15 protein-coding genes are annotated in these 22,202 nt (G+C 59.8%); 10 read left to right on the plus strand and 5 right to left on the minus strand.

Annotated elements, in window-relative coordinates:
* Positions 1 to 140 precede the first annotated feature (140 nt).
* From HY011_02465 to HY011_02480, 4 genes are all read right to left on the minus strand, one after another.
* On the minus strand, positions 141 to 2,138 hold the full coding sequence (locus HY011_02465) for an APC family permease (GenBank protein ID MBI3421781.1): 1,998 nt from the start codon (positions 2,136 to 2,138) through the stop codon (positions 141 to 143).
* A 288-nt stretch (positions 2,139 to 2,426) separates the two neighbouring features.
* Entirely contained in the window at positions 2,427 to 3,125 is a 699-nt protein-coding gene (locus HY011_02470) for a response regulator transcription factor (protein MBI3421782.1), read from the minus strand.
* Positions 3,122 to 4,333, minus strand: coding sequence for a DUF4118 domain-containing protein (locus HY011_02475; GenBank protein ID MBI3421783.1), 1,212 nt, complete (start codon positions 4,331 to 4,333; stop codon positions 3,122 to 3,124). The genes HY011_02470 and HY011_02475 overlap by 4 nt, the downstream gene beginning before the upstream one ends.
* Entirely contained in the window at positions 4,330 to 4,509 is a 180-nt protein-coding gene (locus HY011_02480) for a hypothetical protein (protein ID MBI3421784.1), read from the minus strand. Before HY011_02480 ends, HY011_02475 begins: the two co-directional genes overlap by 4 nt.
* A gap of 847 nt (positions 4,510 to 5,356) precedes the next feature.
* Here HY011_02480 and HY011_02485 point away from each other — a divergent pair.
* The 7 genes from HY011_02485 to HY011_02515 all read left to right on the plus strand — a co-directional run bounded on the left by HY011_02485 (position 5,357) and on the right by HY011_02515 (position 14,899).
* Positions 5,357 to 6,628 (plus strand): TolC family protein, encoded by a 1,272-nt coding sequence (locus HY011_02485; protein MBI3421785.1) that lies wholly within the window; start codon positions 5,357 to 5,359, stop codon positions 6,626 to 6,628.
* Complete coding sequence (locus HY011_02490) at positions 6,625 to 8,034, plus strand: efflux RND transporter periplasmic adaptor subunit (GenBank protein ID MBI3421786.1); 1,410 nt, start codon at positions 6,625 to 6,627, stop codon at positions 8,032 to 8,034. The genes HY011_02485 and HY011_02490 overlap by 4 nt, the downstream gene beginning before the upstream one ends.
* The gene (locus HY011_02495; GenBank protein ID MBI3421787.1) at positions 8,034 to 11,186 is read left to right on the plus strand and encodes an efflux RND transporter permease subunit; all 3,153 of its coding nucleotides are present in this window, start codon (positions 8,034 to 8,036) and stop codon (positions 11,184 to 11,186) included. The genes HY011_02490 and HY011_02495 overlap by 1 nt, the downstream gene beginning before the upstream one ends.
* Positions 11,158 to 11,721 (plus strand): class I SAM-dependent methyltransferase, encoded by a 564-nt coding sequence (locus tag HY011_02500; protein ID MBI3421788.1) that lies wholly within the window; start codon positions 11,158 to 11,160, stop codon positions 11,719 to 11,721. Before HY011_02495 ends, HY011_02500 begins: the two co-directional genes overlap by 29 nt.
* Positions 11,722 to 11,807: 86 nt before the next feature.
* Positions 11,808 to 12,446 (plus strand): cation transporter, encoded by a 639-nt coding sequence (locus HY011_02505; GenBank protein ID MBI3421789.1) that lies wholly within the window; start codon positions 11,808 to 11,810, stop codon positions 12,444 to 12,446.
* Positions 12,447 to 12,480: 34 nt separating this feature from the next.
* Positions 12,481 to 13,371 carry a cation transporter gene (locus HY011_02510; protein MBI3421790.1) on the plus strand — a complete coding sequence of 297 codons (891 nt, stop codon included), beginning with the start codon at positions 12,481 to 12,483 and terminating at the stop codon, positions 13,369 to 13,371.
* 13 nt (positions 13,372 to 13,384) lie between these two features.
* The gene (locus HY011_02515) at positions 13,385 to 14,899 is read left to right on the plus strand and encodes a HAMP domain-containing protein (protein ID MBI3421791.1); all 1,515 of its coding nucleotides are present in this window, start codon (positions 13,385 to 13,387) and stop codon (positions 14,897 to 14,899) included.
* Positions 14,900 to 14,929: 30 nt separating this feature from the next.
* On the opposite strand, the gene HY011_02520 is transcribed toward HY011_02515, so the two are convergent.
* Positions 14,930 to 16,201 carry a PQQ-like beta-propeller repeat protein gene (locus HY011_02520; protein ID MBI3421792.1) on the minus strand — a complete coding sequence of 424 codons (1,272 nt, stop codon included), beginning with the start codon at positions 16,199 to 16,201 and terminating at the stop codon, positions 14,930 to 14,932.
* Between the two features lie 410 nt (positions 16,202 to 16,611).
* On the opposite strand from HY011_02520, the gene HY011_02525 reads away from it, so the two are divergent.
* From HY011_02525 to HY011_02535, 3 genes are all read left to right on the plus strand, one after another.
* The gene (locus HY011_02525; protein MBI3421793.1) at positions 16,612 to 17,454 is read left to right on the plus strand and encodes a TIM barrel protein; all 843 of its coding nucleotides are present in this window, start codon (positions 16,612 to 16,614) and stop codon (positions 17,452 to 17,454) included.
* Positions 17,455 to 17,693: 239 nt separating this feature from the next.
* Positions 17,694 to 18,572: a DMT family transporter gene (locus tag HY011_02530; GenBank protein ID MBI3421794.1), complete on the plus strand. Its 879-nt coding sequence runs from the start codon at positions 17,694 to 17,696 to the stop codon at positions 18,570 to 18,572.
* A gap of 395 nt (positions 18,573 to 18,967) precedes the next feature.
* Positions 18,968 to 22,201 carry a tetratricopeptide repeat protein gene (locus tag HY011_02535; GenBank protein MBI3421795.1) on the plus strand — a complete coding sequence of 1,078 codons (3,234 nt, stop codon included), beginning with the start codon at positions 18,968 to 18,970 and terminating at the stop codon, positions 22,199 to 22,201.
* Position 22,202: the final 1 nt, after the last annotated feature.

Below are 22,202 nucleotides of genomic sequence, written 5' to 3' on the forward strand. Positions count from 1 at the left end.
GAGTTGATAGATTGGAGGGAGGGTCAGTAAAAACGCGGGCGCATGCCGGGCTGGGCATAAGCAGAGCACTTGCGACATAGCTGGAGATAAGCGGAAGAATTGATGGAGTTGGCCCGGCTGGCTCCCTGCCGAAAGCCAGGTTAATGCTTGAGGTGGTACGGCACGTTCACCACGATGACGCCTTGTTTGAACAACAACGCGCCTTTCAGCAAGAGCGAGCTTTGGTTGTGCAACAAGTGTTGCCACCATTTGGCGGGCACGAATTCGGGAATGATCACGGTGACAATGTCGTCATCGCGCTTGCGGTCTACACGATGAATGTAGCGCAACAGCGGCGCGGTCAATTCACGATAAGGCGAAGGCAGGACGACTAGGTTGACGCCAAAATTCCACTGCTCCCAATTCTTGCGCAGGAGCGCGGTGGCCTGTTCATCAAAATCCACATAGACCGCCGTCACATTGTTAGGCGCGATGGATTTGGCGTATTGCAGCGCATTGATGACGCCGCGATGAATGCCGGAAATCGGCACGATGACCGCGTGGTTGACTTCGTGCAGTGGCTCTACGCCCTCGATCGTGAGTTGCCGCGCGACGTTGCGGTAATGCTCGTGAATTGCTTTGAACAGCAGCACCAGCAGCGGAATCACAACCACCACGATCCACGCGCCGTGAATGAATTTGGTCACGATGAAAACCGCCAGCACGATGGCGGTGGCAATGGCGCCGACGCCGTTGATGACGATGGATTTTTTCCAACTGGCCGGGGCCGTGACTTCATCGTGCACGAAATGCGATTGCTGCTGTTGTTCCACTGCCAAGGCGACATCGGGCAATGGCTGGCGGGCCGCGCCTGCCGCCGTTGCAGCATTCGCCGCCTGCGCGTGCCCCTTATCACGTTCGGCCAGCCAATGCCGCACCATACCCGCTTGCGAAAGCGTGAACGAGAGGAAGACGCCGACAGCATACAGCGGAATCAGTCGCGAGGTGTCCCCGGCGAAAGCCACTACCAGCAGGCTGGAGAAAAGCGCCAGAATCACGATGCCATTCGAGAACACTAGCCGGTCGCCGCGATTGGCGAATTGACGCGGCAGAAAGCGGTCGCGCGCCAACAAACTGCCCAGCCGCGGGAAGTCCGCGAACGAAGTATTCGCGGCCAACACCAAGATCGCCGCCGTCGCCGCTTGCACCAGGTAATAACACCAACTCAGTGGGCCGGTGAACATGATGCGCGCGAATTGCGAAATGACGGTTTCGCTGGCGTTCGGATGCACACCGTACAAATACGCCATCAGGCTGGTACCCAGAAACATCGTCGTCAGCAGCACCGCCATCCAGACCAGCGTGGTCGAGGCGTTGCGGGCTTCGGGCGCTTTGAACGCCGGAATGCCATTCGAAATCGCCTCGACGCCGGTCAACGCCGAACAGCCATTCGAGAACGCACCCAGCAACAAAAACAGCGTGAGCGGTTGCGCGTGATAGCCTACGGCCAGTGCCAGGTTTTCGCCGGGCGCGGGTGCGGCACCGCCGAATTTCAAATAGTGGAAGAGGCCATACCCGATCATGAACAGGAAGCTGACGATAAAGACATAGGTCGGCACGGCAAAGAGTGCGCCTGATTCGCGCACTCCGCGCAAGTTGGCGAGCGCAATCAGCACGATGAAAAAGAGACCGAGCGCGACCTTGTGATCATCCAGCCAGGCAAAGCGCGTCCCCTGCACCGCCGAAGTAAGCGCCGCCACGCCCGCCGCAATCGAAACGGAAACCGTCAGCACGTAATCCACCAGCAATGAGGCCGCCGCGATCAAACCGGGCGTCGTGCCCAGATTCTCTTTGGCGACGATGTACGCGCCACCGCCCGATGGATAGGCATGAATCGTTTGCCGATAACTGATCGCGACGATAGCCAGCAGCGCGGCGATAGCGAGCGAAATCGGAATGACGTATTGAAACGCGTGGGTCTGGCCGTAAGCGACGGCCACGGCCAGCACGAGCAGAATCTCTTCGGTCGCATACGCTGTCGAAGAAAGCGCGTCTGAAGAAAAGACCGCCAGCGCCGTCAGTTTGGAAAGCCGTTCGTGGGCCGCCTGTTCGGTTCGCAAGGCTCTCCCGACGATGAGGCGCTTAACCGATGTCGCCATAGAGATCGCTCAACTCCTTTGAAATTCGCGTTGTCGTGCTGGTTTGTTCAGGCTGGTAACACACGTCACGAACTGTAGGGCAGCCGGCATAAGGAAGTTATAAAGAGTGCATAAAGAGTTCGTAAGGGCGAGATACAGACTGAGGTTTCGGCGAAGCCTTTGGAGTGCGTGCGGCACAGGCCGCCGCTTTGGTAGTCCTTTGGCGTTTACGAAATGAAGGGCATACCAAAGCGGCGGCCTGTGCCGCACGCACTCCAAAGACGCTGCGCGTCGAAGAAAGCGAATCCATCAACCTTCAGCGTTGAAGCGATACCCAACCCACGGCTCAGTCAGGATGTAGCGCGGATTGGCTGGGTCGGCTTCGATCTTCTTGCGCAACTGGCCGACAAAGACGCGCAGGTATTCGGTCTGTTCGGTGTAATCACCGCCCCAAACAGCCGCCAGCAGTGCCCGATGCGTGAGGACTTTGCCCGCGTGCTGCAGCAGGTAAGCCAGCAACTCAAACTCTTTTGGCGTCAGGTGCAATTCGGTGCCGCGCAATATGATGCGGTGAGCGGTTTGATCCAGGCCGAAATCGCCGGCAGCCAATTGCGCCGAGGCAGCTTTCGACAAGCTGGCGGGCACGCGCCGCAACGCGGCACGAATACGGGCGAGCAGCTCATCCATACCGAAGGGTTTCGTCACGTAATCATCCGCGCCCGCATCCAGCGCCTTCACTTTGGTTTGCTCTTCGCCTTTGACCGAGAGGACGATGATTGGCAGTTGCGTTTGCAGCCGTAATTGGCGGCACAATTCGATGCCATCCATACCGGGCATCGTCAGATCGGTCACCACCAGATCGGGCGGCCAATCGTGCAGGACATCCAGCGCGGCCTCGCCATCCGCCGCCGTGCGCACATCGTAACCATGCGTTTGCAGGCTGCGCCGCAACACGCGTGTGATCTGCGGTTCATCATCCACCACCAAAATGCGCTTGTGTTCGTTCATGAGGTTTGCTCCGCCGCGACATCCTCATCATCGCCGATCGGCACGGTGAAATGCACGCGCGTGCCGCGTCCTTGTGCGCCTGGCTCCATCCAGATGCGTCCGCCGTGAGCTTCAACAATGCCCCGCGCGATAGCCAGACCCAGCCCGCTGCCGCTGCGGCGCAGCTTCTTGGCTTCAGGCGTCGCGCGAAAGAACCGGTCGAACACTTTTTCGCGCAACTCCGGCGGAATGCCCGGCCCTTCGTCTTCGACGGTCAGTTGAATCTGTTCTGTCGCCGCCAGCACCGCGCCGCTGATGCGCACACGCGAACCAGCGGGCGCGTATTTGCAGGCATTGTCCACCAGCGTGTAAACCACCTCGGCCAACGCGCGTTCATCCGCCCGCACCAGCGGCAATTCGGGCGGCAAGGCGACCTCAAGGCGATATTCTTGTGTCACGCGCTCAGCCCGTTGCAACGCGGCAGTGACGATCTCTTCGACATCGCCCCATTGGCGCGGCAGCACAAACGCGCCTGCTTCGAGTCGCGCCAATTCAACCATGCTGCCGATGAAAGCGTTGAGCCGGTCAGCCTCTTCGTCAATCACTTCCAGCATCTCGCGCCGGTCTTCGGGCGCAAGTTTGAATGCGCCATCAGCATCAGATTCAGAGGCCGCGCGCAACTCTTCGAGCAGGGTTGTGGCCGAAGCTTTGATCGCGGTCAGCGGCGTGCGCAGATCATGGGTGACGGCGTCGAGCAAGGCGGATTTTAACTGTTCGCTGCGCCGCAAGGCTTCGGCCTGGCTGGCGCGTTCAAAGACCTCTTGCGATTCACGGTACAGGCGTTCGATCTCGCGCCGCCCGGCCTCGGCCTCTTCGGCGCGTTGTTTGGCGCGCGCTGACAATTGCCCCACAACCAGCGCCGTCACCAGGAAGGCAAACAGCGCGACCCAATTGTCAGGATCGGCAATCGTGAAGGTGTGGACGGGCGGCAGGAAAAAATAGTTGAAGTAAAGTACCGCGACCAACGACAGCGCGACGGCGGGCCCGCTGCCCCAGCGCGTCGCAATCAGTAACACCAGCAAGAGTAAGGCCAGCGCCGCTGTCGTCGTATTGACGCGCCCTGGCATAAACGGCGCCAGCAACAGGGTGAACGTAGCGATACCGCCCACCGCCACCCAGAAACCCAGCTTCCCTTCCCGCATCAGACTGTTCAGACGGGCCAGTGTCATCGTTGCTCGATTCGATAAAGATGCGTGCGCGTGCGCAGGTAAAAGGCCTTGCCCGCAATGGCGGGCGAAGCGAGAAAGCTTTCGTCCAGCTTATTCTCAGCCAGCTTTTCAAACGCGCGGCCCGGTTTGCTGACGGTAGTTTTGCCCTCTTCGCTAAAGAGCCAGCGTTTGTCCATGTGTTGACCAGCTTGAAAACCGCGTGCTACTTTCTGTGTGAAGAGAAAGCTTTATGTCGTTAGCCTTGTCCAGAACCAGTCAGAGAAACCGCCCGGCACAGTGCGCCATCGCACTGCTGCTGCTGTCTCTTTCGCTGGTTGACCTGGCCGTGATTGATCTTTTTGCGCCGGAGCTTTGCGAAAGCGCAAGTGTGACGCTGGCGCAGACGGCGGCGAATGTCAGTGACGCCGAGAGCAGCGCTCAACCAAGCGCCACGGCAAGCGGCCTTCCGCTACCAAACTCGTCCGCCCCCTTGTCACTTGAGGAAGATTGTTTTTGCTGCTGCGCCCACACGCTACCAAGTGCTTATTTCAGACTCCCGGCCTTGCCCTTGCCACCTGACAGAGCCGCTTCACTGAGCGTCTTTCTTCCTACCGCTCCGCCTGCGGCGCTGTTCCGCCCGCCGCGCCGCGCTTAACCCCGCTCACTTTCCACCCATTTGCGACAGCTTTGAATGCCGCAGCGTTTTGTCGCAGCGCGGCATCAGGCTACGGCCTGGCTCGGCTTGCAATTCGGTGTACTGGAAGCGCGCGCACTGAACTGTGCGCTCACTGCCGGTCACGGTACTGACCCATACACGCAATTGCAAACCGCTCCAAAGCGGTCAGGTATTGATCCGTCAGCGCGGTGGCTTGTCCGGGTGATGAGTCATCGGCAGGGGTTATTGCGATGTTCCATGCAAAGTCTATCTATCCACAACGCGCCCCAGGTTCGCGGGTGCGGCGCCTGGGTTCTGTCTTTTTGTGTCTGCTCGTTTGCCTAACGGCGACAGCATTCAGCCAGCATTTGCCGGGCGCGAAAATAATCGTGTCGGCTGCCACTGATACGCTGCCTGAGCAGCGGAACCAGCCTTTCATTGACCCGCTGCAAGGTATGTCAGCGGCGGATTTGGTGCGCCGCGCGCTCACTGCCAACAATGAACTGGCGGCCTTTCGCCTGGAAGTCGAACGTGCCCGCGCGCGCTTGCAACAAGCCGGTTTGAGGCCGAACCCGACGCTCGATTTCGAGCAATCAAGCGGACGCCTGGCGAACAATCCCGGCGACCGCGCGACCAGCGTCGGCCTGGCGTTGCCGCTGGAAGTCGGCGGGCAACGCGGCAGGCGCATTGACCTGGCGCAAGCCGAACTGGCCGCCGTGCAAGCGCAAGTCGCCGAACGCGAACGCCTGCTGGCGGCAGAGGTGCGCAAGGCTTTCGTTGACGCTCTCAGCGCGCAACGCGAGCTTGAAATCACCGACGGGCTGAACCGGCTCGATACGCAAACCGCCAGCATTGTCGAAACGCGCGTAGGCGTGGGCGACGCCGCGCCGCTCGAAGCTAGTCTGTTGCGCGTCGAGATTGACCGCCTGCTGGCGCGCCGCGCATTGGTAGAAGGCCGTTGGCAAGCAGCGCTGTTGCGGCTCAAAACGCTGGCGGGCATGGCCCCGGAAGAAAGCTTGCAACTCCGCGCCGATTCATCGCTAACAGCGGCGGCGATGCCAGCTTCGCTTAACGAGGCGCTTGAAACGGCGCTGCGGATGCGCCCCGATTTGCGTCTGGCGCGGCTGGTCGAAGCCGCCGCGCAGGCGGGGTTGCGGCTGGTTGAAGCGCAGGCCAGACCGTCCGTCACCATCAACACCAGGTACACAACTGATCGCACACTGACCAGCTTGCCCGCGCCGTTCACCCCGTTCCCGGACAGCGGGCGCACGCTGACGATGGGCGTCTCGATTGGGCTGCCGGTCTTTAACCGCAATCAGGGCGCGAAGGCCGAGGCGGCGACGGCGATCACGCAGGCACAGCAGCGCCGCGTTTTTATCGAAGCCGCGATTCGCGCCGAAGTCGCCAGCGCGTTCGCCCGTCAGCAGGCGGCCACGCGGGCGCTCGCCATTTTTGAGCAAGGCGTGCTGGGCCGCTCACAGGACAACCTGCGCGTGCTGCGCGGCGCTTATGAAATCGGCGCGTTCAAAGTCACTGAACTGCTGGCCGAACAGCGCCGCCTGCTGGATGCGCAAAAAGAATTCATCGAAGCGTCAGCCGAACGCGCCCGCGCGCTGGCCGATTTACAAACAGCGCTGGGCGTCAGCGAGGAGCAACAATGAACAACCTGAGCAACGAAACCACTCAAACGCGGCGCTACAGTCCGCCCTTTTATCACGGCGTCAGCGCCTGCCTGCTGCTGGCCTGCGCGCTGCTGCTCGCGGCCTGCAACAGCAAAGCCGAGCAGCCGGAAGCGCCCGCCAAACAAGCAGACAAACACGACGAACACAAGCCAGGCGCGGCGCAGGAAGTCGAGCTTGCGCCCGCCGCCTTGAAAGCCGCCGGAATCGAATTTGCCGAAGTCACGGCGCGTGCTTTCAGCGGCAGGCTGCGCGTGGCGGGCAGCGTGGAAACCAATCAGTTGCAGACACAACAAGCCACGCCGCTGGTCACCGGGCGCATTGAGCGCGTTTATGCCGCGCCGGGCGAGCGCGTGAAAGCGGGGGCTGTGCTGGCGATGATTTCCAGCCCACTGATCGCGCAAATGCACGGCAAGCTGCACGAGTCTGAAACGACGCTCGCCCTCGCCGAACGCAATCTCAAGCGCGTCGAGCAGGCCGAAAACCGCGCGGCAGTGTTGACGGCGAAGGCGCGGCTGGATGAAGCCGAAGCCGCGCTCAACCGCACGCGCAAGCTCATCGAACTGGGCGCGGGCGCGGGCAAAGACCTGATCGCGGCAGAGACGGCTTACAAAACGGCGAAGGCCGACTATGACTTTCAGGGCAATATCATGCTCAACAAGGAAATTCAGGAAGCCCGCGCCGCCGTCGAGACTGCGCGGGTGGATGTCAGCCACATCCGCTTTGAAATGAAAGCCCTCGGCGCACCGGTGGCGGAAGACGACCACGACGACCATACGCGCGACACTTCGCTGCTGGCGTTGCGTGCGCCTGTTTCAGGCACGGTCACAGAACGCACGGTCAATGCCGGCGCGGGCATCGAAGCGGGCAAGCCGCTTTTCACCATTGCCAATCTGACGACTGTCTGGGTGATTGCCAGCGTGCCCGAAGCGCAACTCAGCGGCCTGCGCGCCGGAACCGCCGCGCAAATTTTTGCCGCCGCGTTCGGCGCTGATTCGCGCCCGGCCCGCATCAGCTACGTTGATCCGCAACTCAACGAAGACACGCGCACGGCCCGCGTCCGCCTGGAGGTCGCCAATCCCGGCGAAAAGCTCAAAGCCGGAATGTTCGTCGAGGTCGAGTTTCAAACCGGCGCGGCGATCAACGAGGGGACTGAAATCGTCATCCCTTCGCTGGCGCTGCAACGGCTGGGCGAACGCACCGTGGTCTTTCTGGCGGAAGCCGGTGAAGCCGGACATTTCACCGTGCGCGCGGTTGAAGCGGGCGGCGCCAGCAACGGCCTGACGCGCATCCTGAACGGGCTGAAAGCCGGTGAGCGCATCGTCACCAAAGGCAGTTTCACGCTCAAGGCGCAATTGCTGAAAAGCGAGATGGAGGACGAGCACTGATGTTGAACAAAATCATTCGCTTTTCCGTGCAGCATCCGGCGCTCATCCTGCTGCTGATTGTGCTGCTGTGTGTCGCGGGCGTTTTCAGTTTTCAACGCCTGCCGATTGATGCCGTGCCCGACGTGACCAACGTGCAGGTCATGGTGCTCACGGCAGCGCCCGCCTTGTCGCCGCTGGAGATTGAACGGCAGATTACGTTCCCGGTGGAGACGGCGATGAGCGGTTTGCCCGATATTGATGAAATTCGTTCGGTGTCGAAAGTCGGCTTGTCCGTCATCACCGTCGTTTTCAAAGAGTCGGTAGACACTTATTTTGCGCGCCAGCTTGTGCTGGAACGCCTGACGCTCGCCCGCGAACAAATTCCGGCCAACATCGGCGCGCCGCAAATGGGGCCGATTGCAACGGGACTCGGCGAAATCTATCTGTACGAATTGCGCTCTGAACCCGGACCGGACGGCAAGCCGCTGCACGACGCGACAGCGATGCGCACGATTCAGGACTGGAATGTGCGGCGGCAATTGCTGGGCGTGCCGGGCGTGACCGAAGTCAACAGCTTCGGCGGGTACGAGAAACAGTATCAGGTGCAAGCCGATCCCGCGAAGCTGCTGGCTTACGGCCTGACGCTGCACAATGTGCTGGAGGCCGTCGAACGCAACAACGCCAATGTCGGCGGCGCTTATATCGAACGCGCCGGTGAGCAATACCTGTTGCGCGGGATCGGGCTGGCACAATCAATGGAGGACATCGCCAGCATCGTCGTCAAAACCGGCAAGGAAGGTGTGCCCGTGTTTGTGCGCGATGTCGCCGCAGTCGTGACGGGCGCGACGCTGCGGCAGGGCGCAGTGAGCGCCGACGGGGAAGGTGAAATCGTCGCGGGCATTGCGATCATGCTGAAAGGCGAGAACTCGCGCGCCGTCGTCCAACGCATCAAGCAGCGCGTCGAGCAGATCAAACCAACGCTGCCCAAAGGCGTCGAACTGGTTTCGTTTTACGACCGCGAGGCGCTGGTCAATCGCACCATGAAAACCGTGGCGACCAACCTGATCGAAGGCGCGTTGATCGTGATCTTCATCCTGGTCTTGTTGCTTGGCAACTGGCGCGGGGCCTTGCTGGTGGCGACGGTGATTCCGCTCTCGATGCTCTTCGCGGCGATCTGCATGGTCGTCTTCAAAGTGTCAGGCAATCTGATGAGCCTGGGGGCATTGGATTTCGGTTTGATTGTGGATGGCGCGGTGGTGATGGTCGAAAATGCCGTGCGCAGACGCGCCGCAGCGCAACACGCAGGCAGTGCAGAAGCGCCAAAAGAAACCATCCTGCAAGCGTGTTTGGAAGTCGGGCGTCCGGTCGTCTTTGCGGTAGCGATCATTATGATCGTTTACCTGCCGCTGCTGAGTCTGACGGGTGTCGAAGGCAAGATGTTCAAGCCGATGGCGCTGACCGTGGTGTTCGCGCTGCTCGGCTCGCTACTGCTGGCGCTGACTTACATCCCGGCCATGCTGACGCTGGCGCTGCGCGGCAAGGTCGCGGAAGCCGAGAGCTTCGTCATCCGCTGGGCGCGGCGCGTTTACGAACCCGCGCGCGCCTTCGTCGTGCGACGGCGGCTGACCGCCGTCGCTGTGGCGCTGGCACTGGTCATTGCCAGTGGCGCGCTGCTGCCCTTGCTCGGCGCGGAGTTCATTCCGCGTCTGGATGAAGGCTCGCTGGTCATCGAAGCCGCGCAACTGCCCAGCGTCTCGCTGCCGCAATCCATCAGCGCGCTGACCGAAGCCGAAAAAGTCTTACGCACTTTTCCCGAAGTCAATCGTGTCATTTCAAAAATCGGGCGGCCTGAAATCACGACCGATCCGATGAGCGTGGATCGCGCCGACATTTACGTGGACATCAAACCGCCCGGCGAATGGAAGACGGCGAAGACGCGCGAAGCCCTGGTAGAAAAGATGTCCGAGGCGCTGGACAAAGGCGCGCCCGGCGTGAATTACGGCTTCTCGCAACCGATTGAGATGCGCATGTCGGAACTGATTGCCGGCGTCCGTTCCGACGTGGCAATCAAGCTGTTTGGCGAAGACCTCGACGAATTGAAGCAGACCGCCGAGCAGATTGCGCGCACGGTGAAAGGCGTGCGCGGCGCGCAGGACGTGCGGATCGAGCAAGTCGCCGGACTGCCGCAATTGCAGATCAAGCCCGACCGCGCCGCGATTGCGCGTTACGGCATCAACGTCGCAGACGTGAACGACCTGGTTGAATCGCTCGTCGCGGGCAAACCTGCCGGGCAGATTTACGAAGGCGAGAAACGCTTCAACCTGATCGTGCGGTTGCAGGAAAGCGTCAGCCGCGACACCGGCCTGATGAAAGCCCTGCTCGTGCCTGCCGCAAGTGGCGCGCGCATCCCGCTGGCGCAACTGGCCGACATCGCCGTGATCGAAGGCCCCGCGCAGATTTCGCACGACGACACGCGCCGCCGCATCGTCGTCGAATGCAACGTGCGCGGACGCGACATCGGCAGCTTCGTCACGGAAGCACAGTCAGTGATTGGCAAACAGGTCAAGCTGCCCGCCGGTTACTATCTGACCTGGGGCGGGCAGTTTGAAAACCTGGCGCGCGCTTCCGAGCGGCTGTTGATCGTTGTGCCGCTGGCTTTGCTGCTCATCTTCATTCTGCTTTACACCACCTTCAAATCAGCCCGCCAGGCGCTGTTGATCTTCACCGGCATCCCCTTCGCCATCGTCGGCGGAGTCTTTGCGCTGGCCTTGCGCGGCATGCCGTTTTCCATTTCGGCAGGCGTTGGGTTCATCGCGCTCTTTGGCGTCGCCGTGTTGAATGGCGTGGTGATGGTCGCCGCCATCAATCACCTGCGCGAAGCCGGGCTGAAACTGAATGAAGCGGTGAACGAAGGCGCGGCGACGCGCTTGCGTCCGGTGCTGATGACGGCGCTGGTGGCGAGTCTGGGTTTTATTCCGATGGCACTGGCGACTTCCGCCGGGGGCGAAGTGCAACGTCCGCTGGCAACGGTGGTCATCGGCGGGTTGGTGACTTCGACTCTTCTGACGCTGCTCATTTTGCCGATGCTCTACCGCTGGTTCGAGCGCGATCAAACACGGGATAAATCCCCAGGAGAAAAAGCATATGAATCGAGTTCACCGCTGGTACTGTAAATCCTTCTTATGGAAGAAAGTCTTGCATGTAGGCATAGTGCCTTGGGCGCTCAAAGCACTTGATCTAGGGGAGAATGTGCTGGAAGTCGGACCCGGTCCGGGATTGACCACCGACATACTGCGCCAGCAGTTCAGCCAGGTCACGTCCATTGAAATTGACCCGAAATTGGCTGATTCACTAAAGCATCGCCTGGCAGACACCAACGTCAGGGTGATTGAAGGGGACGCGACAAAAATGCCTTTCGAGGATCAGTCCTTTACGGGAGCGGTGTCGTTTACGATGCTGCACCACGTTCCGGCGCCCGCTTTGCAAGACCGGCTGCTGGCCGAGGTTTACAGAGTGCTGAAGCCGGGCGGGATTTTTGCGGGGACAGACAGCACTTGGAGTATGGCTTTCCAGCTTTTCCACCTGTTCGACACGATGGTCATGGTTGAGCCTGACACGTTTGGAAAGCGGCTGGAGGCGGTCGGTTTTAGAGATGTGGAAGTCGAGGTAGCCAGCAAGGTCTTTCGGTTTCGGGCTAAACGCCCGTAATGCCCTCGCTGTACTGGCATACACGCGGCTTCCTATGGCGGCGACGGTTGTAGGAACAGCCTTCCGAGTTTGAAGAGGTGATAAAGATGAATCAACAGCTTGCTGAAACCGTAGTTGATGCACGCGCCCCTCTCGTGGCGCGCGGTCGTCGGCTTGAATACTTCACCATCATTTGGAACTGCCTTGAGAGCATCGTTGCCATCGGCTCAGGGCTGCTCGCCGGGAGCATTGCGCTCGTGGGCTTCGGCATTGATTCGTTGATTGAAAGCTCATCGGGCGCAGTCCTTCTCTGGCGTCTCCGTGACGGGGAGAAGGGGGAGCAGAGAGAACGCACGGCGTTGAAATTTGTCGGCGTCAGTTTCCTGCTGCTGGCCGGTTACGTCACCTTCGATGCGGCGAAGTCGCTCATCCGGCGCGAACCTCCCCAAGCAAGCTATATCGGAATCGGCCTTGCTCTGCTGTCATTGGCGGTGATGCCACTACTTGCCAGAAAGAAACGTCAGGTAGCCGCGTTGCTCAACAGCCGCGCTCTACAAGCTGATTCGAGACAGACCGATATTTGCGCTTATCTCTCGGCGATCCTCATTGGTGGCCTGCTGCTCAATGCGCTGTTCGGCTGGTGGTGGGCTGATCCGCTATCGGCGCTGGTGATGGTTCCGATTATCGCCAGGGAAGGTTTCGAAGCATTGAAGGGAGAGACCTGCTCAGATTGCCATAGTCATTAAACTGTGATTACGAGCACTTAACTGAAAGGAACCGATGGGACATTCACATTCACATTCGCCCGCTGCCGGGAACAATAAGAAACTGGCCTTTGTTTTCGGTCTTACGCTGTTTTACTTGATCGCCGAAGTGATTGGCGGCTTCCTTACTCACAGCCTCGCGTTGCTGGCCGACGCCGGGCACATGCTGACCGATGTGGCCGGATTGGGATTGGCGCTCTTTGCTATAAAATTCGCCGAACGCCCCGCAACGCCTGAACGCACTTATGGTTTCTACCGCGTCGAGATTCTGGCCGCCGTCATCAATGCCGTCGTGCTGCTTGGTATCTCGCTCTTCGTACTCTATGAAGCATTCGAACGCTTCCGCAATCCGCCTCAAGTGGAAAGTAAAGCGATGCTGCTTGTTGCTGTGTTTGGTCTTGTCGTTAACATCGCAGGCTTTCTGATTCTGCGCGAAGGCTCGCAAGCGAGCCTGAATATGAGGGGCGCGTACTTTGAGGTGCTCTCCGATATGTTGACCTCTATCGGTGTCATCATCGCGGGCGCGGTGATGTGGGCGACGGGCTGGTATTACGCCGATCCGCTGATTTCCGCAGGCATTGGGTTGTTCATCTTCCCGCGCACTTGGGTCTTGTTGAAAGAAGCGGTCGGCGTGCTGCTCGAAGGCGTGCCCGCTGAGGTGAACCTGACGGCATTGCGTGAAGCTATCGGCAAAGTTGCCGGTGTTGCCGGTGTTCACGATCTGCACGTCTGGTCGCTCACTTCCGGCGTCAACGCGCTGAGCGTGCATACGGTGCTGGCTGACGGCGCAAAGCACGATGAAGTGCTCGCAGCCGTGCGTGAATGTGTCACGCACGATTTCAAGATCGCGCACGCCACGGTACAGGTAGAGAGCAAAGGCTGCGCTGAACACGAAACGCATCTGTGAGGAGTAATTTGCGATGAAAGAATGGCTCAACCCCTTTTCCAGCTTTCGCGCGCGAATCGTCTTTTTCGTGCTGCTCGTATTGGCGGTGACGATCCTCGTGCTCTTTTTCATCAACCGCCAGTCGGAACAGCGCATTACGCGGCTGGTGGCGGAGCACCTCAAGGACACCTCGCTGGCAGTAGACCTGGCGCAGACTTCGTTCACTGGCGACAAGTACCTCTACCAACTCATCCCGCAGGATGGACGGCTGGGCATTGGCCTGGACGAAAGCCATGTCATCCATCGCATCATCGTCGCTGCTGCGAACGGGCGCATCATAGACAGTTCGGAACGTGACGACATTGACCAAACGATTCAGCAAGTGCTCGGCGCGCTCACGCCCGCGCCGTTTGCCATACCGCCGCGCAGCGCGACGACGGATGGCCGCGAGCCGGAGCAAGTGTTCACCTATCCGGTCGAGACTGAAAAAGGCAAGCGCCGCGTCGTCATCATCATTTCACCGCATCGCTTGAGCGAGATCGTGCGCGAAGAAGGGCGTAAACGCTGGCTCGGCATTACGCTGCTCGGCCTGCTGCTCGTGCTAACCGTGGCCTTTGCAAGCTGGCGCTTCACGCATCCCATCCGCGCGTTGATGAACGCGGCAGCGCGCGTTTCAGCCGGGGATTTCGATTTCAACGTGACCATCAAGCGCCGCGATGAAATGGGAAGACTGGCGCAAACCTTTAACGAGATGCTGGCCGGGCTGCGCGGCAAACGCGAACTGGAAGAGAAATTGCAACGCGCGGAACGCTCCGCGCTCACTGGCCGTATCGCTTCCGGCATCGCGCACGAAATTCGCAATCCGCTCAGCTTCATCAGCCTTTCGGTGGATTACCTGCGCGACAAATTTGCGCCCACAGCCGAAGCCGCGCGCCACGACTACACAAAACTTATTGACAGCGTCAAAGAAGAGATTCTGCGGCTCAACGGAATGGTCAGCGACTTTTTGAATTTCGGTCGCCCGGCGCGGCTCAAGCTGCGTGAACTCGACGCCCGCGCATTGGTTGAGGAAGTGCTTGTGCTTGTGCGCGCCAAAGCCGAGCAACAAAACGTGCGCGTGAGTGTGCAGGAAGTGACCAGTGATGAACGCGGCGAAGCGTTCGACACGCATCTGAAAGCCGATGCCGAGCAACTGAAAACCTGCTTCTCGAACATCGCTATCAATGCCGTGCAAGCAATGACCGACGGCGGCGAACTCAAACTTACGCTGCACCCACAGCCGCACAACATCCGCATCGAGTTTGCCGATACCGGTCCCGGCATTGCGCCGGAAGCGTTGGGCCAAATCTTTGAGCCGTACTTTTCAACCAAGGAAACAGGCATCGGGCTGGGGCTGGCGCTCACCAGAAAACTGATTGAGGATCACGGCGGGCAGATTCTCGTAAGCAGCGAGGTCGGGGCCGGGACAACTTTCACCATCACTCTGCCGCGCGCGCCTGCGGAGCATCCGCAAGCTGCTGGATTGCCGCAAACTGTCGTCTCAATTTGACCAGGCACGATCAGTGCTTGCGAACGGGTTTTAACGTTGTTCGATGCGATATAGATGCGTCCGCGTGCGCAGGTAAAAGGCCTTGCCCACAATGGCGGGCGAAGCGAGAAAGCCCTCGTCCAATTTATTCTCGGCCAGCTTTTCAAACGCGCGGCCCGGCTTGAGCACGGTCGTTTTGCCCTCTTCGCTAAACAGCCAAATCTTGCCGTCGGCGTAAACGGGCGAGGCCGAATACTCGCCGCCGATGCGCTCTTGCCAGACCTGCGCGCCGGTCTTGGCCTCGATGCAACTGGCGATGCCGGTGTCGCCGATCATGTAAATCAAATCGTCAATCAACAAAATCGAAGGCTTATTCGACACGCCGCGCTTGACCCGCCACGCGACGTAAGAATCGTCGAGCAAGCCGTTGCCGCCCGTGCGCACAGCGAAAAGCTGTCCAGTGGAAAAACCGGTCGGAAAGAAAATCATCCCGAAGCCGAGCACGGGCCGCGTGCTGGCCGAATGTTGCGCGCGCTCTTCGACACGCCAGAGTTCTTTGCCGGTGAAAGGGTCATAAGAATAGGCCGCCTTCGCGCCGAGGCTGATCATTTCCCAACGGCCATTGATTTGCGCGACCTGGGGCGTGGCAAAGGCTTTGCGCAGATCGCCATCCGCCGCCGGTTTGCCATTGGGTTGCAAGTCTTGAAAATCAATCGAACGCTTGGTCTGCCAGACCGTCTTGCCTGTCTTCTTATCCAGCGCCACGACGTATTGCCGGTCGCTGCCGTCGAAATGCATCAGCAACAGGTTCTGAAAAATCACGGGCGATGAACCCGAACCGCGAAAGTGGTTGCACTCAAAATCCGTGCGTTGCCACAGCACTTTGAACGTCTTCGTATCCAGACAGGCCGTGCCCGGCGAACCGAAGGTGAGGTAAACGCGCCCGGCTTCGATGGCGGGCGTCGGCGAGGCGTAGGTGTTGAAGGGATGCGCGTATTGCGGCTCGGCGACGTCAAAGAGTTTGAGGTCTTTGATGATCTTGCCGGTGTCGCGGTCAAGGCACAGCGCGTAAAGTTGGCGGCCATCTTTCGCCGCCGTCGTCAACCAGATTTGCTTGCCGAAAATGACGGGCGAAGACCAGCCGCGGTCGTGAATAGCCGTTTTCCAGGTGACGTTTTGCGCCTCGCTCCAAGTCAGCGGCAAACCCGTCGCGTCGGAATGGCCGGTGCCATCGGGGCCGCGAAACTGCGGCCAGTTATCGCTGGCAGAGGCGAACAGTGAAAAGCTAATTAGCAGGATTACAGGGACGATTCGTTTCATCATTTCCTCGCTTACGTTGCGCCAAACTTTGGCAGGCTTCGTTAGAGCGGTTTGCAATTGCGTTTATGGGAGCGCGTTGTGCCGGGACGGTACCGCGCGCGTGAGCAAGCGGCGCCTCAAGCTTACGCCGTTGGCTGAGCCGCCCAGGTGCCGCTTGCTCACGCGCGCGGTACCGTCCCGGCACAACGCGCTCCCATAAACTGATGTGAAAACCGATCTAAGCGACGCGCTGCAAACGCGGGCCGGATGATACTGGCGCACCGGATTCGGCGCAAATTTTCAGCTTCAAGGCCAAGCAGCAGCCAAAAACCGCCAAGCCGGGCTTTACCCGCTGGCAGCGATTGCGCAATATAGCCGCCAGCAATTGCAGACAAACCGCTTTTCCATCAAGCTCAACACAGGAGACCACATCTATGCTCAATCGCAGAAGCTTTTTACAAACTGCTGCTGTCGGCACGCTCGGCGCGGCCCTCACGCAGCGTTTCGCCAACGTCGCCAGCGCGCGCAAACTGTCCAAGATCGGCGTCCAGCTTTACACCGTGCGCAACGAAATGGCCAAAGATTTTGAAGGCACCATCGCTAAAGTCGCCGCGCTCGGTTACCAACAAGTCGAATTCGCCGGCTATTACAACCGCACGCCGGAGCAAGTCAAAGCGGTGCTCGCCAAAAACAAATTGGAAGCACCCTCTGTGCACGTCGCGCTCAAAGAGCTGCGCGAAAATCTGGACAAGGCCGTCGAAACCGCGCAAGCCGTCGGGCATAAACTGGTCGTCTGTCCTTTCGTCATGCCCGAAGAGCGCAAAACGCTCGCCGATTTCAAAGCGCACGCCGCCGTGTTGAACAAAGCCGCCACGGCATTCAAAAAAGTCGGCATTGAGTTCGGCTATCACAACCACGACTTTGAATTCATGCCCATCGAAGGCCAATTGCCAATGGATTTGCTGCTGGCCGAGACTGACCCGAAGCTGGTTAAATTCGAACTCGATTTGTTTTGGATCATCAAAGCCAAGCACGACCCGCTGGCCTTTTTCGCCAAAAACCCAGGCCGCGTCATTGCCTATCACGTCAAAGATATGGCCAAGGACAAAGAGGTCTTTACCGAGGTCGGACAAGGGCGCATTGATTTCAAACCGCTGCTGGCCAAAGCCAATCAGGCAGGCGCGAAGTATTTCTTCGTCGAGCAGGATCAATGTCCCGGCCCGCCGCTCGACAGTTTGAAGATCAGTTTCGATTACTTGAAGAATTTGAATTTCTAGCGGTACCGGTTGCACCCTGGGTACGCACGCATCCTTGCGTGCGGTCTCGACAGCAGACAGGTTCCTACCGGAAGGAAGAGGTCTGAGGCCAAGCCCGCACGCTGGAAGCGGTGCGTACCCAGCGGGCGACCATTTCCCTTTTTATCGTGCAATCATCTTCCACTTCTGATTCCTCTGGCGCTTCAGCCTTGCGCCAACTGCCTGCGCCCTTTGCTGGCCTTTCCAGAGCCGACGCCACGATGCTGACGGTTGTCGTCATTTGGGCGGCCAACATCAGCATCGTCAAAGCCGCGTTGGCGGGCATCGGGCCGCTGCCCTTCACTGCGGTGCGGTTTACCAGCGCCACTCTTTTGCTGGTCATTGTGCTGCGCGTACAGGCAGGCTCGTGGCGCGTACCCCGCGCGCTTTGGGGCCGGTTGGTGTTGTTGGGGCTGGTCGGAAACACCGCCTACCAGTTCTTTTTCATACTGGGTTTGTCGCAAACCACTTCGGCCAACAGCGCCATGATCATGGGCACGACACCGGCCATCATCGCGTTGACGGGCGGCTTGCTGGGCCTGGAAAAATTGACGCGCCACGTCATTGGCGGCGTTACGCTGGCGCTGGCCGGGGTCGCCATCGTGATGTCGCGGCAAGGCGCGGCGGTTTCGGCCCAAACGCTGCACGGCGATCTGTTGATGCTGTGCGCCGTGTTTTGTTGGACGGCGTATGTCTTGGGCATGCGCACGCTGGGCGGGCAAATCTCTTCGTTGGGCGCAACCACGTTTACGCTGCTGACCGGCACCCCCGGCTTGGTTTTGCTCGGCTCATCCGGCTTGCGACAAGTGCAATGGGCGCGCTTGCCCGCCAGCGTCTGGTTCGGGCTGGCCTATTCATCATTGCTGGCGCTGGTCGTTGGTTACGTGCTGTATAACAGCAACATCAAACGCATTGGCGGCGTGCGCACCGGCGTTTATAGTTGCGCGATTCCGCTGTTGGCGACGCTGATCGCCTGGCCGGTGTTGGGCGAACGTCCGCATTGGTGGCACGCCGTGGGCGGAACGTTGATCATCGGCGGCGTGTTGCTGGCGCGGCGTGAGACGAAAGAAGAAGAGAGTGGCACGCTGTCCAGCCAGTGAACATTGCCCGCGCAGTTCGCCTTTTGCCAAGTCGCTTAATACAAGAAAAACTAAATTTTCTGGCATTTACCTCTTCGCCGCAGAGCGGCGAAAACAATTTTCAAAGCACGAGATAACTTAGTTTCTCGTGTACTTAATTGGGTTCCATAAAGTACGCCCTGATTCCTGAATCCTGGTTCCTGAATCCTGTTCCCGTAAAACAGGGGTCAGGAACCAGGATTCAGGAATCAGGGAATCGCTCTGAGTTGCGTTGCTGAAGACTTGGCAAAAGCCCTGCTGCAATGCCCGCCGCTCTTCGGCAGCTTTGCGTTCCAAGCCAGACAGGGCTTACTATGACGCATCTTCAGTAACTTGTTCTCCCCCAAACAATGTTGGCGCGCGTTGAGCAGAGGTTCATGAACTTTCGACGGAAACAAATTGCGGGAAAGATGCGGTTGGGGTTATTGCTCTCACTATTGCTGTTGGCCCAAGCCGCGCGTGCGCAAACCACCAATCCACCGGCCCCAGCGCCGCGCGCGCTCAATGACATTCTGGCGCTTGAAGACCCGGCGGCCCGGCTCACCTCGCTGCAACAATTCCTGAAAACCAATGCCACGGGCGAAGCGGCGCTGACGGCGCGTGAGGCCGTCGTTTTCAGCTACTCGCAAATCGGCGAGGCACAACTCAACGACAACAACATCGAAAAAGCCGTCGAAGCCTTTCAACGCGCGATCAAAGCCTTGCCCAAACAAGTCAGCGATCAATTTTTTGAAGACACCGTCGTCAAGATTCCGATGGCCGTCTCGACGCGCGGCTATCGCGCCGAGGCCGTCACGCTGGGCAAGCTGCTCGAAACGCGCTTTGCCAACGAGGCTGAGCGGCTGGCCGCGCTGGGCGAGTATTACCTGAGCATCGAGGCGTCGGGCGAAGCGATCAATACGCTGGAAAACGCGACGCACCTCGCACCCGAAGACGCCCGTTTGCAGCGCGCCTTGGGCGCGGCCTATCGCATGGGCTTGCGCATCGGCGACGCCATCGCGGCTTATCAATTGGCCGTGCGTTACGACCCCAAAGACCGCCGCGCGTTTTATGATCTGGCGAACCTCTACCGCTCGCAGGGCGCGTATGAAGACGCGTTGAAGCTGTATCAAAAACAATTGGAGATTGATCCGAAGCATACGGCTTCGCACAAAGGTCTGGCGCTGGCTTACACCGCGTTGGGCAAAGAAGACGAAGCCACCGCCGCGCTCAATCAGGTGCGCGACCTGCGCGGATCGAGCGACGAGATTCGCCAGGACATTCTGTTGCAAACGCAATTGGCGTTTTATTACCTCGCGCAAAACAAGTTGAAAGCCGCGCGCCAGGCCGCCGAGGCCGCCTTGCTGGTCGAACCGCGTTTCAGTTGGGCGCGCATCGCAGCCGCCGAGGTTGAGCTGGCCGAAGGCAAATACTTTGAGGCCGAGCGGCATTTGCTGGCGGCGCAAAAATACGCCGGCTTCCCGACGCTGGCGTTCACGCTCGCCAAGCTTTATTTGATTGTCGAAGATTTCGATGGCGCGTCCGAATGGCTGGGCAAGGCCTTTCGCTACTCCGCGCAGGACAAATTCACGACGCGGCTGGGCGGCGTGCGCGACGTGCAAGCCGATGAATTGCGCGATCTGCTCGCGCCCGAGCATCAGGCCGCAATCTTCCTGGCCGAGCCGCCGACCAGCGACGAACTTTTCAAGATTGCCGAATCACTGACCCGCGTGAATGCGCGCCTGACGGATAAGACGCCCGACAACAAGACCGCCGCGCCCGCTGCAAAAGAGACTGGCAAAGAAAACAATCCCGACTTGCTCGAACAATCCGCCCGCACCTTTGTCGAAGCCGAGGGCACGCGCCGTTCGTTCCGCGCGCTGTACATGGCGCGACGGCTGGCACAAGCCGGGAAAGCCCTGCCGCTAGCCGTTAAATTTGCTGACCAGGCGTTGGAACTTGCGGAGGTGGCGACCGAGGCGGAAGGCTCCGTGCGCGACTACCCCAACTATGACCGCGAAGGCCGGTTGCGCACCTTCCGGGGCCGCGCTTATGACGCGCGTGGCTGGGCTTTGTTCAAGGCCAATCAAAATCCCGAAGCGGTGCGCACCTTGAGCCAGGCGGTGTTGACCTACGGCCCGTTACCCGAAGGCAAAGAAGCGTTGCGCCATCTCTCCGCCGCGAAAGAAGCCGCAGGCGAGCTGCCGGTCGCCTTGGAACTGGCGCTGGCCGCGTATGAAACGCCCGCCGATAAAAACACGGCGGACCTCAACCGCTCGGTGGTCGAATCGCTTTATCGCAAGGTGCATGGTTCGCTCAACGGCCTGGGTGAAAAACTCGGCCAACCGCTCAGCGCCAAAACCGCCGGGCTGATTGCCGCCGCCGCCAATGCCGCCAACCACGCGGAAACACAGACACCAACAACGACGGCAGCGAACACCGGCGACCCCGCGCCAACAACGGCCAAGCCCGAATTCAACGTCAATCAATTGCTGGTCAATCGCCCGAACGAAGCCAATGGCAACGAGCGCCGCCCGGCTTTGTCCACACCCACGCGCGGCAGCGATAGCGGCAAGACAGCGCAGACCGAAGCGGCCAACCCGCCGTCGGCTGAAAAGTTGCGCGTCGGGCTGTATGGCATTCCGGTCAATCCTAAAACAGCGAATGGAGGCCGACCGAATTTCCCGTTGCCGCCCCCGCCTAAACCGCAACCGCGCGCCACGCCGGAACCGGCCACCAAGACCGCCGCCGTCAATCCGCCGCCTGCTCCTGCTGCAACGCCAATAAAAGAGCCGGTCATTGAAAAGGCTGCGGAACAGCAAGCAGAGAAAGCGCAAGTAGCGGTCATCGCCAAAGAGTTGCCGAAAGAACCAAGCGCGAAAGAACCAAGCGCGAAAGAACCAAGCGCGAAAGAATTGGCTGCAAAGGAACCGGAAAAACTGCCGGAAAAACTGAAAGAAAATGCCCGCGAAACTGCGCCCGTAACCACGCCAACGACGACGGCTGAAAACGCTGTGACACTACCGCCCATAACGACGGCCAACACTGAGGCCGCCGCGCGCAATGCTGTGCCCCCTGCTACCGAAAAAGTAGCCGAGAAAGAACCCGCGCCGACGCTGGCGAGAGCCACTGAAAACGAGCCGGAAAAAGGAGCGGAAAAAGAACCTGAGAAACCGCTTTTCGTGCCGCCTTCCACGCCGCTAACCGTGCCGGAAATCAGAGCCAACAACGCGTCCGCCGTTGAAACCAGCGCGCCAGCTCCGGCCCAACCTGTGAGCTTGCCGGAATTGCCGGCGGACAAACCTGTGCAGTTGGCCGTGACTTACGCGCCCGATCCTGCATTTTTCAGACGCTTGCGGCTGGTTCCAGCCGCAGAAGAAGAACCGCCTGCCCCACTCGTCCCCGCGCCGAACATCACCGTAGCCAATCCGGCGGAACCGCCTATTACCGTGCGGTATGAAGCCGTGCCCACTAAACCGGCTGACAACGCAGCGCCTGCCGAACCGCCGCCGCCGGTCAACACGCGTCCGCGCCGTGTCAATGAATTGATCCCCGTCAACCAACCTACCCCTAGTGGGCCTGCTGCCAACGGACGTAAACGTCGCGTGGCGCCGCCACCCGCAAAGCCTTAAA

This window comes from Acidobacteriota bacterium (assembly GCA_016196035.1).
Lineage (GTDB): Bacteria > Acidobacteriota > Blastocatellia > RBC074 > RBC074 > JACPYM01.

What these genes read in the sequence shown, in the direction of transcription:
- HY011_02525 (MBI3421793.1), top strand. Translation starts at nt 16,612, where the DNA reads ATGCTCAATCGCAGAAGCTTTTTACAAACTGCTGCTGTCGGCACGCTC.
- HY011_02475 (MBI3421783.1), bottom strand. Translation starts at nt 4,333, where the DNA reads ATGACACTGGCCCGTCTGAACAGTCTGATGCGGGAAGGGAAGCTGGGT.
- HY011_02465 (MBI3421781.1), bottom strand. Translation starts at nt 2,138, where the DNA reads ATGGCGACATCGGTTAAGCGCCTCATCGTCGGGAGAGCCTTGCGAACC.
- HY011_02520 (MBI3421792.1), bottom strand. Translation starts at nt 16,201, where the DNA reads ATGATGAAACGAATCGTCCCTGTAATCCTGCTAATTAGCTTTTCACTG.
- HY011_02480 (MBI3421784.1), bottom strand. Translation starts at nt 4,509, where the DNA reads ATGGACAAACGCTGGCTCTTTAGCGAAGAGGGCAAAACTACCGTCAGC.
- HY011_02470 (MBI3421782.1), bottom strand. Translation starts at nt 3,125, where the DNA reads ATGAACGAACACAAGCGCATTTTGGTGGTGGATGATGAACCGCAGATC.
- HY011_02510 (MBI3421790.1), top strand. Translation starts at nt 12,481, where the DNA reads ATGGGACATTCACATTCACATTCGCCCGCTGCCGGGAACAATAAGAAA.
- HY011_02500 (MBI3421788.1), top strand. Translation starts at nt 11,158, where the DNA reads ATGAATCGAGTTCACCGCTGGTACTGTAAATCCTTCTTATGGAAGAAA.
- HY011_02535 (MBI3421795.1), top strand. Translation starts at nt 18,968, where the DNA reads ATGAACTTTCGACGGAAACAAATTGCGGGAAAGATGCGGTTGGGGTTA.
- HY011_02490 (MBI3421786.1), top strand. Translation starts at nt 6,625, where the DNA reads ATGAACAACCTGAGCAACGAAACCACTCAAACGCGGCGCTACAGTCCG.
- HY011_02530 (MBI3421794.1), top strand. Translation starts at nt 17,694, where the DNA reads ATGCTGACGGTTGTCGTCATTTGGGCGGCCAACATCAGCATCGTCAAA.
- HY011_02495 (MBI3421787.1), top strand. Translation starts at nt 8,034, where the DNA reads ATGTTGAACAAAATCATTCGCTTTTCCGTGCAGCATCCGGCGCTCATC.
- HY011_02505 (MBI3421789.1), top strand. Translation starts at nt 11,808, where the DNA reads ATGAATCAACAGCTTGCTGAAACCGTAGTTGATGCACGCGCCCCTCTC.
- HY011_02515 (MBI3421791.1), top strand. Translation starts at nt 13,385, where the DNA reads ATGAAAGAATGGCTCAACCCCTTTTCCAGCTTTCGCGCGCGAATCGTC.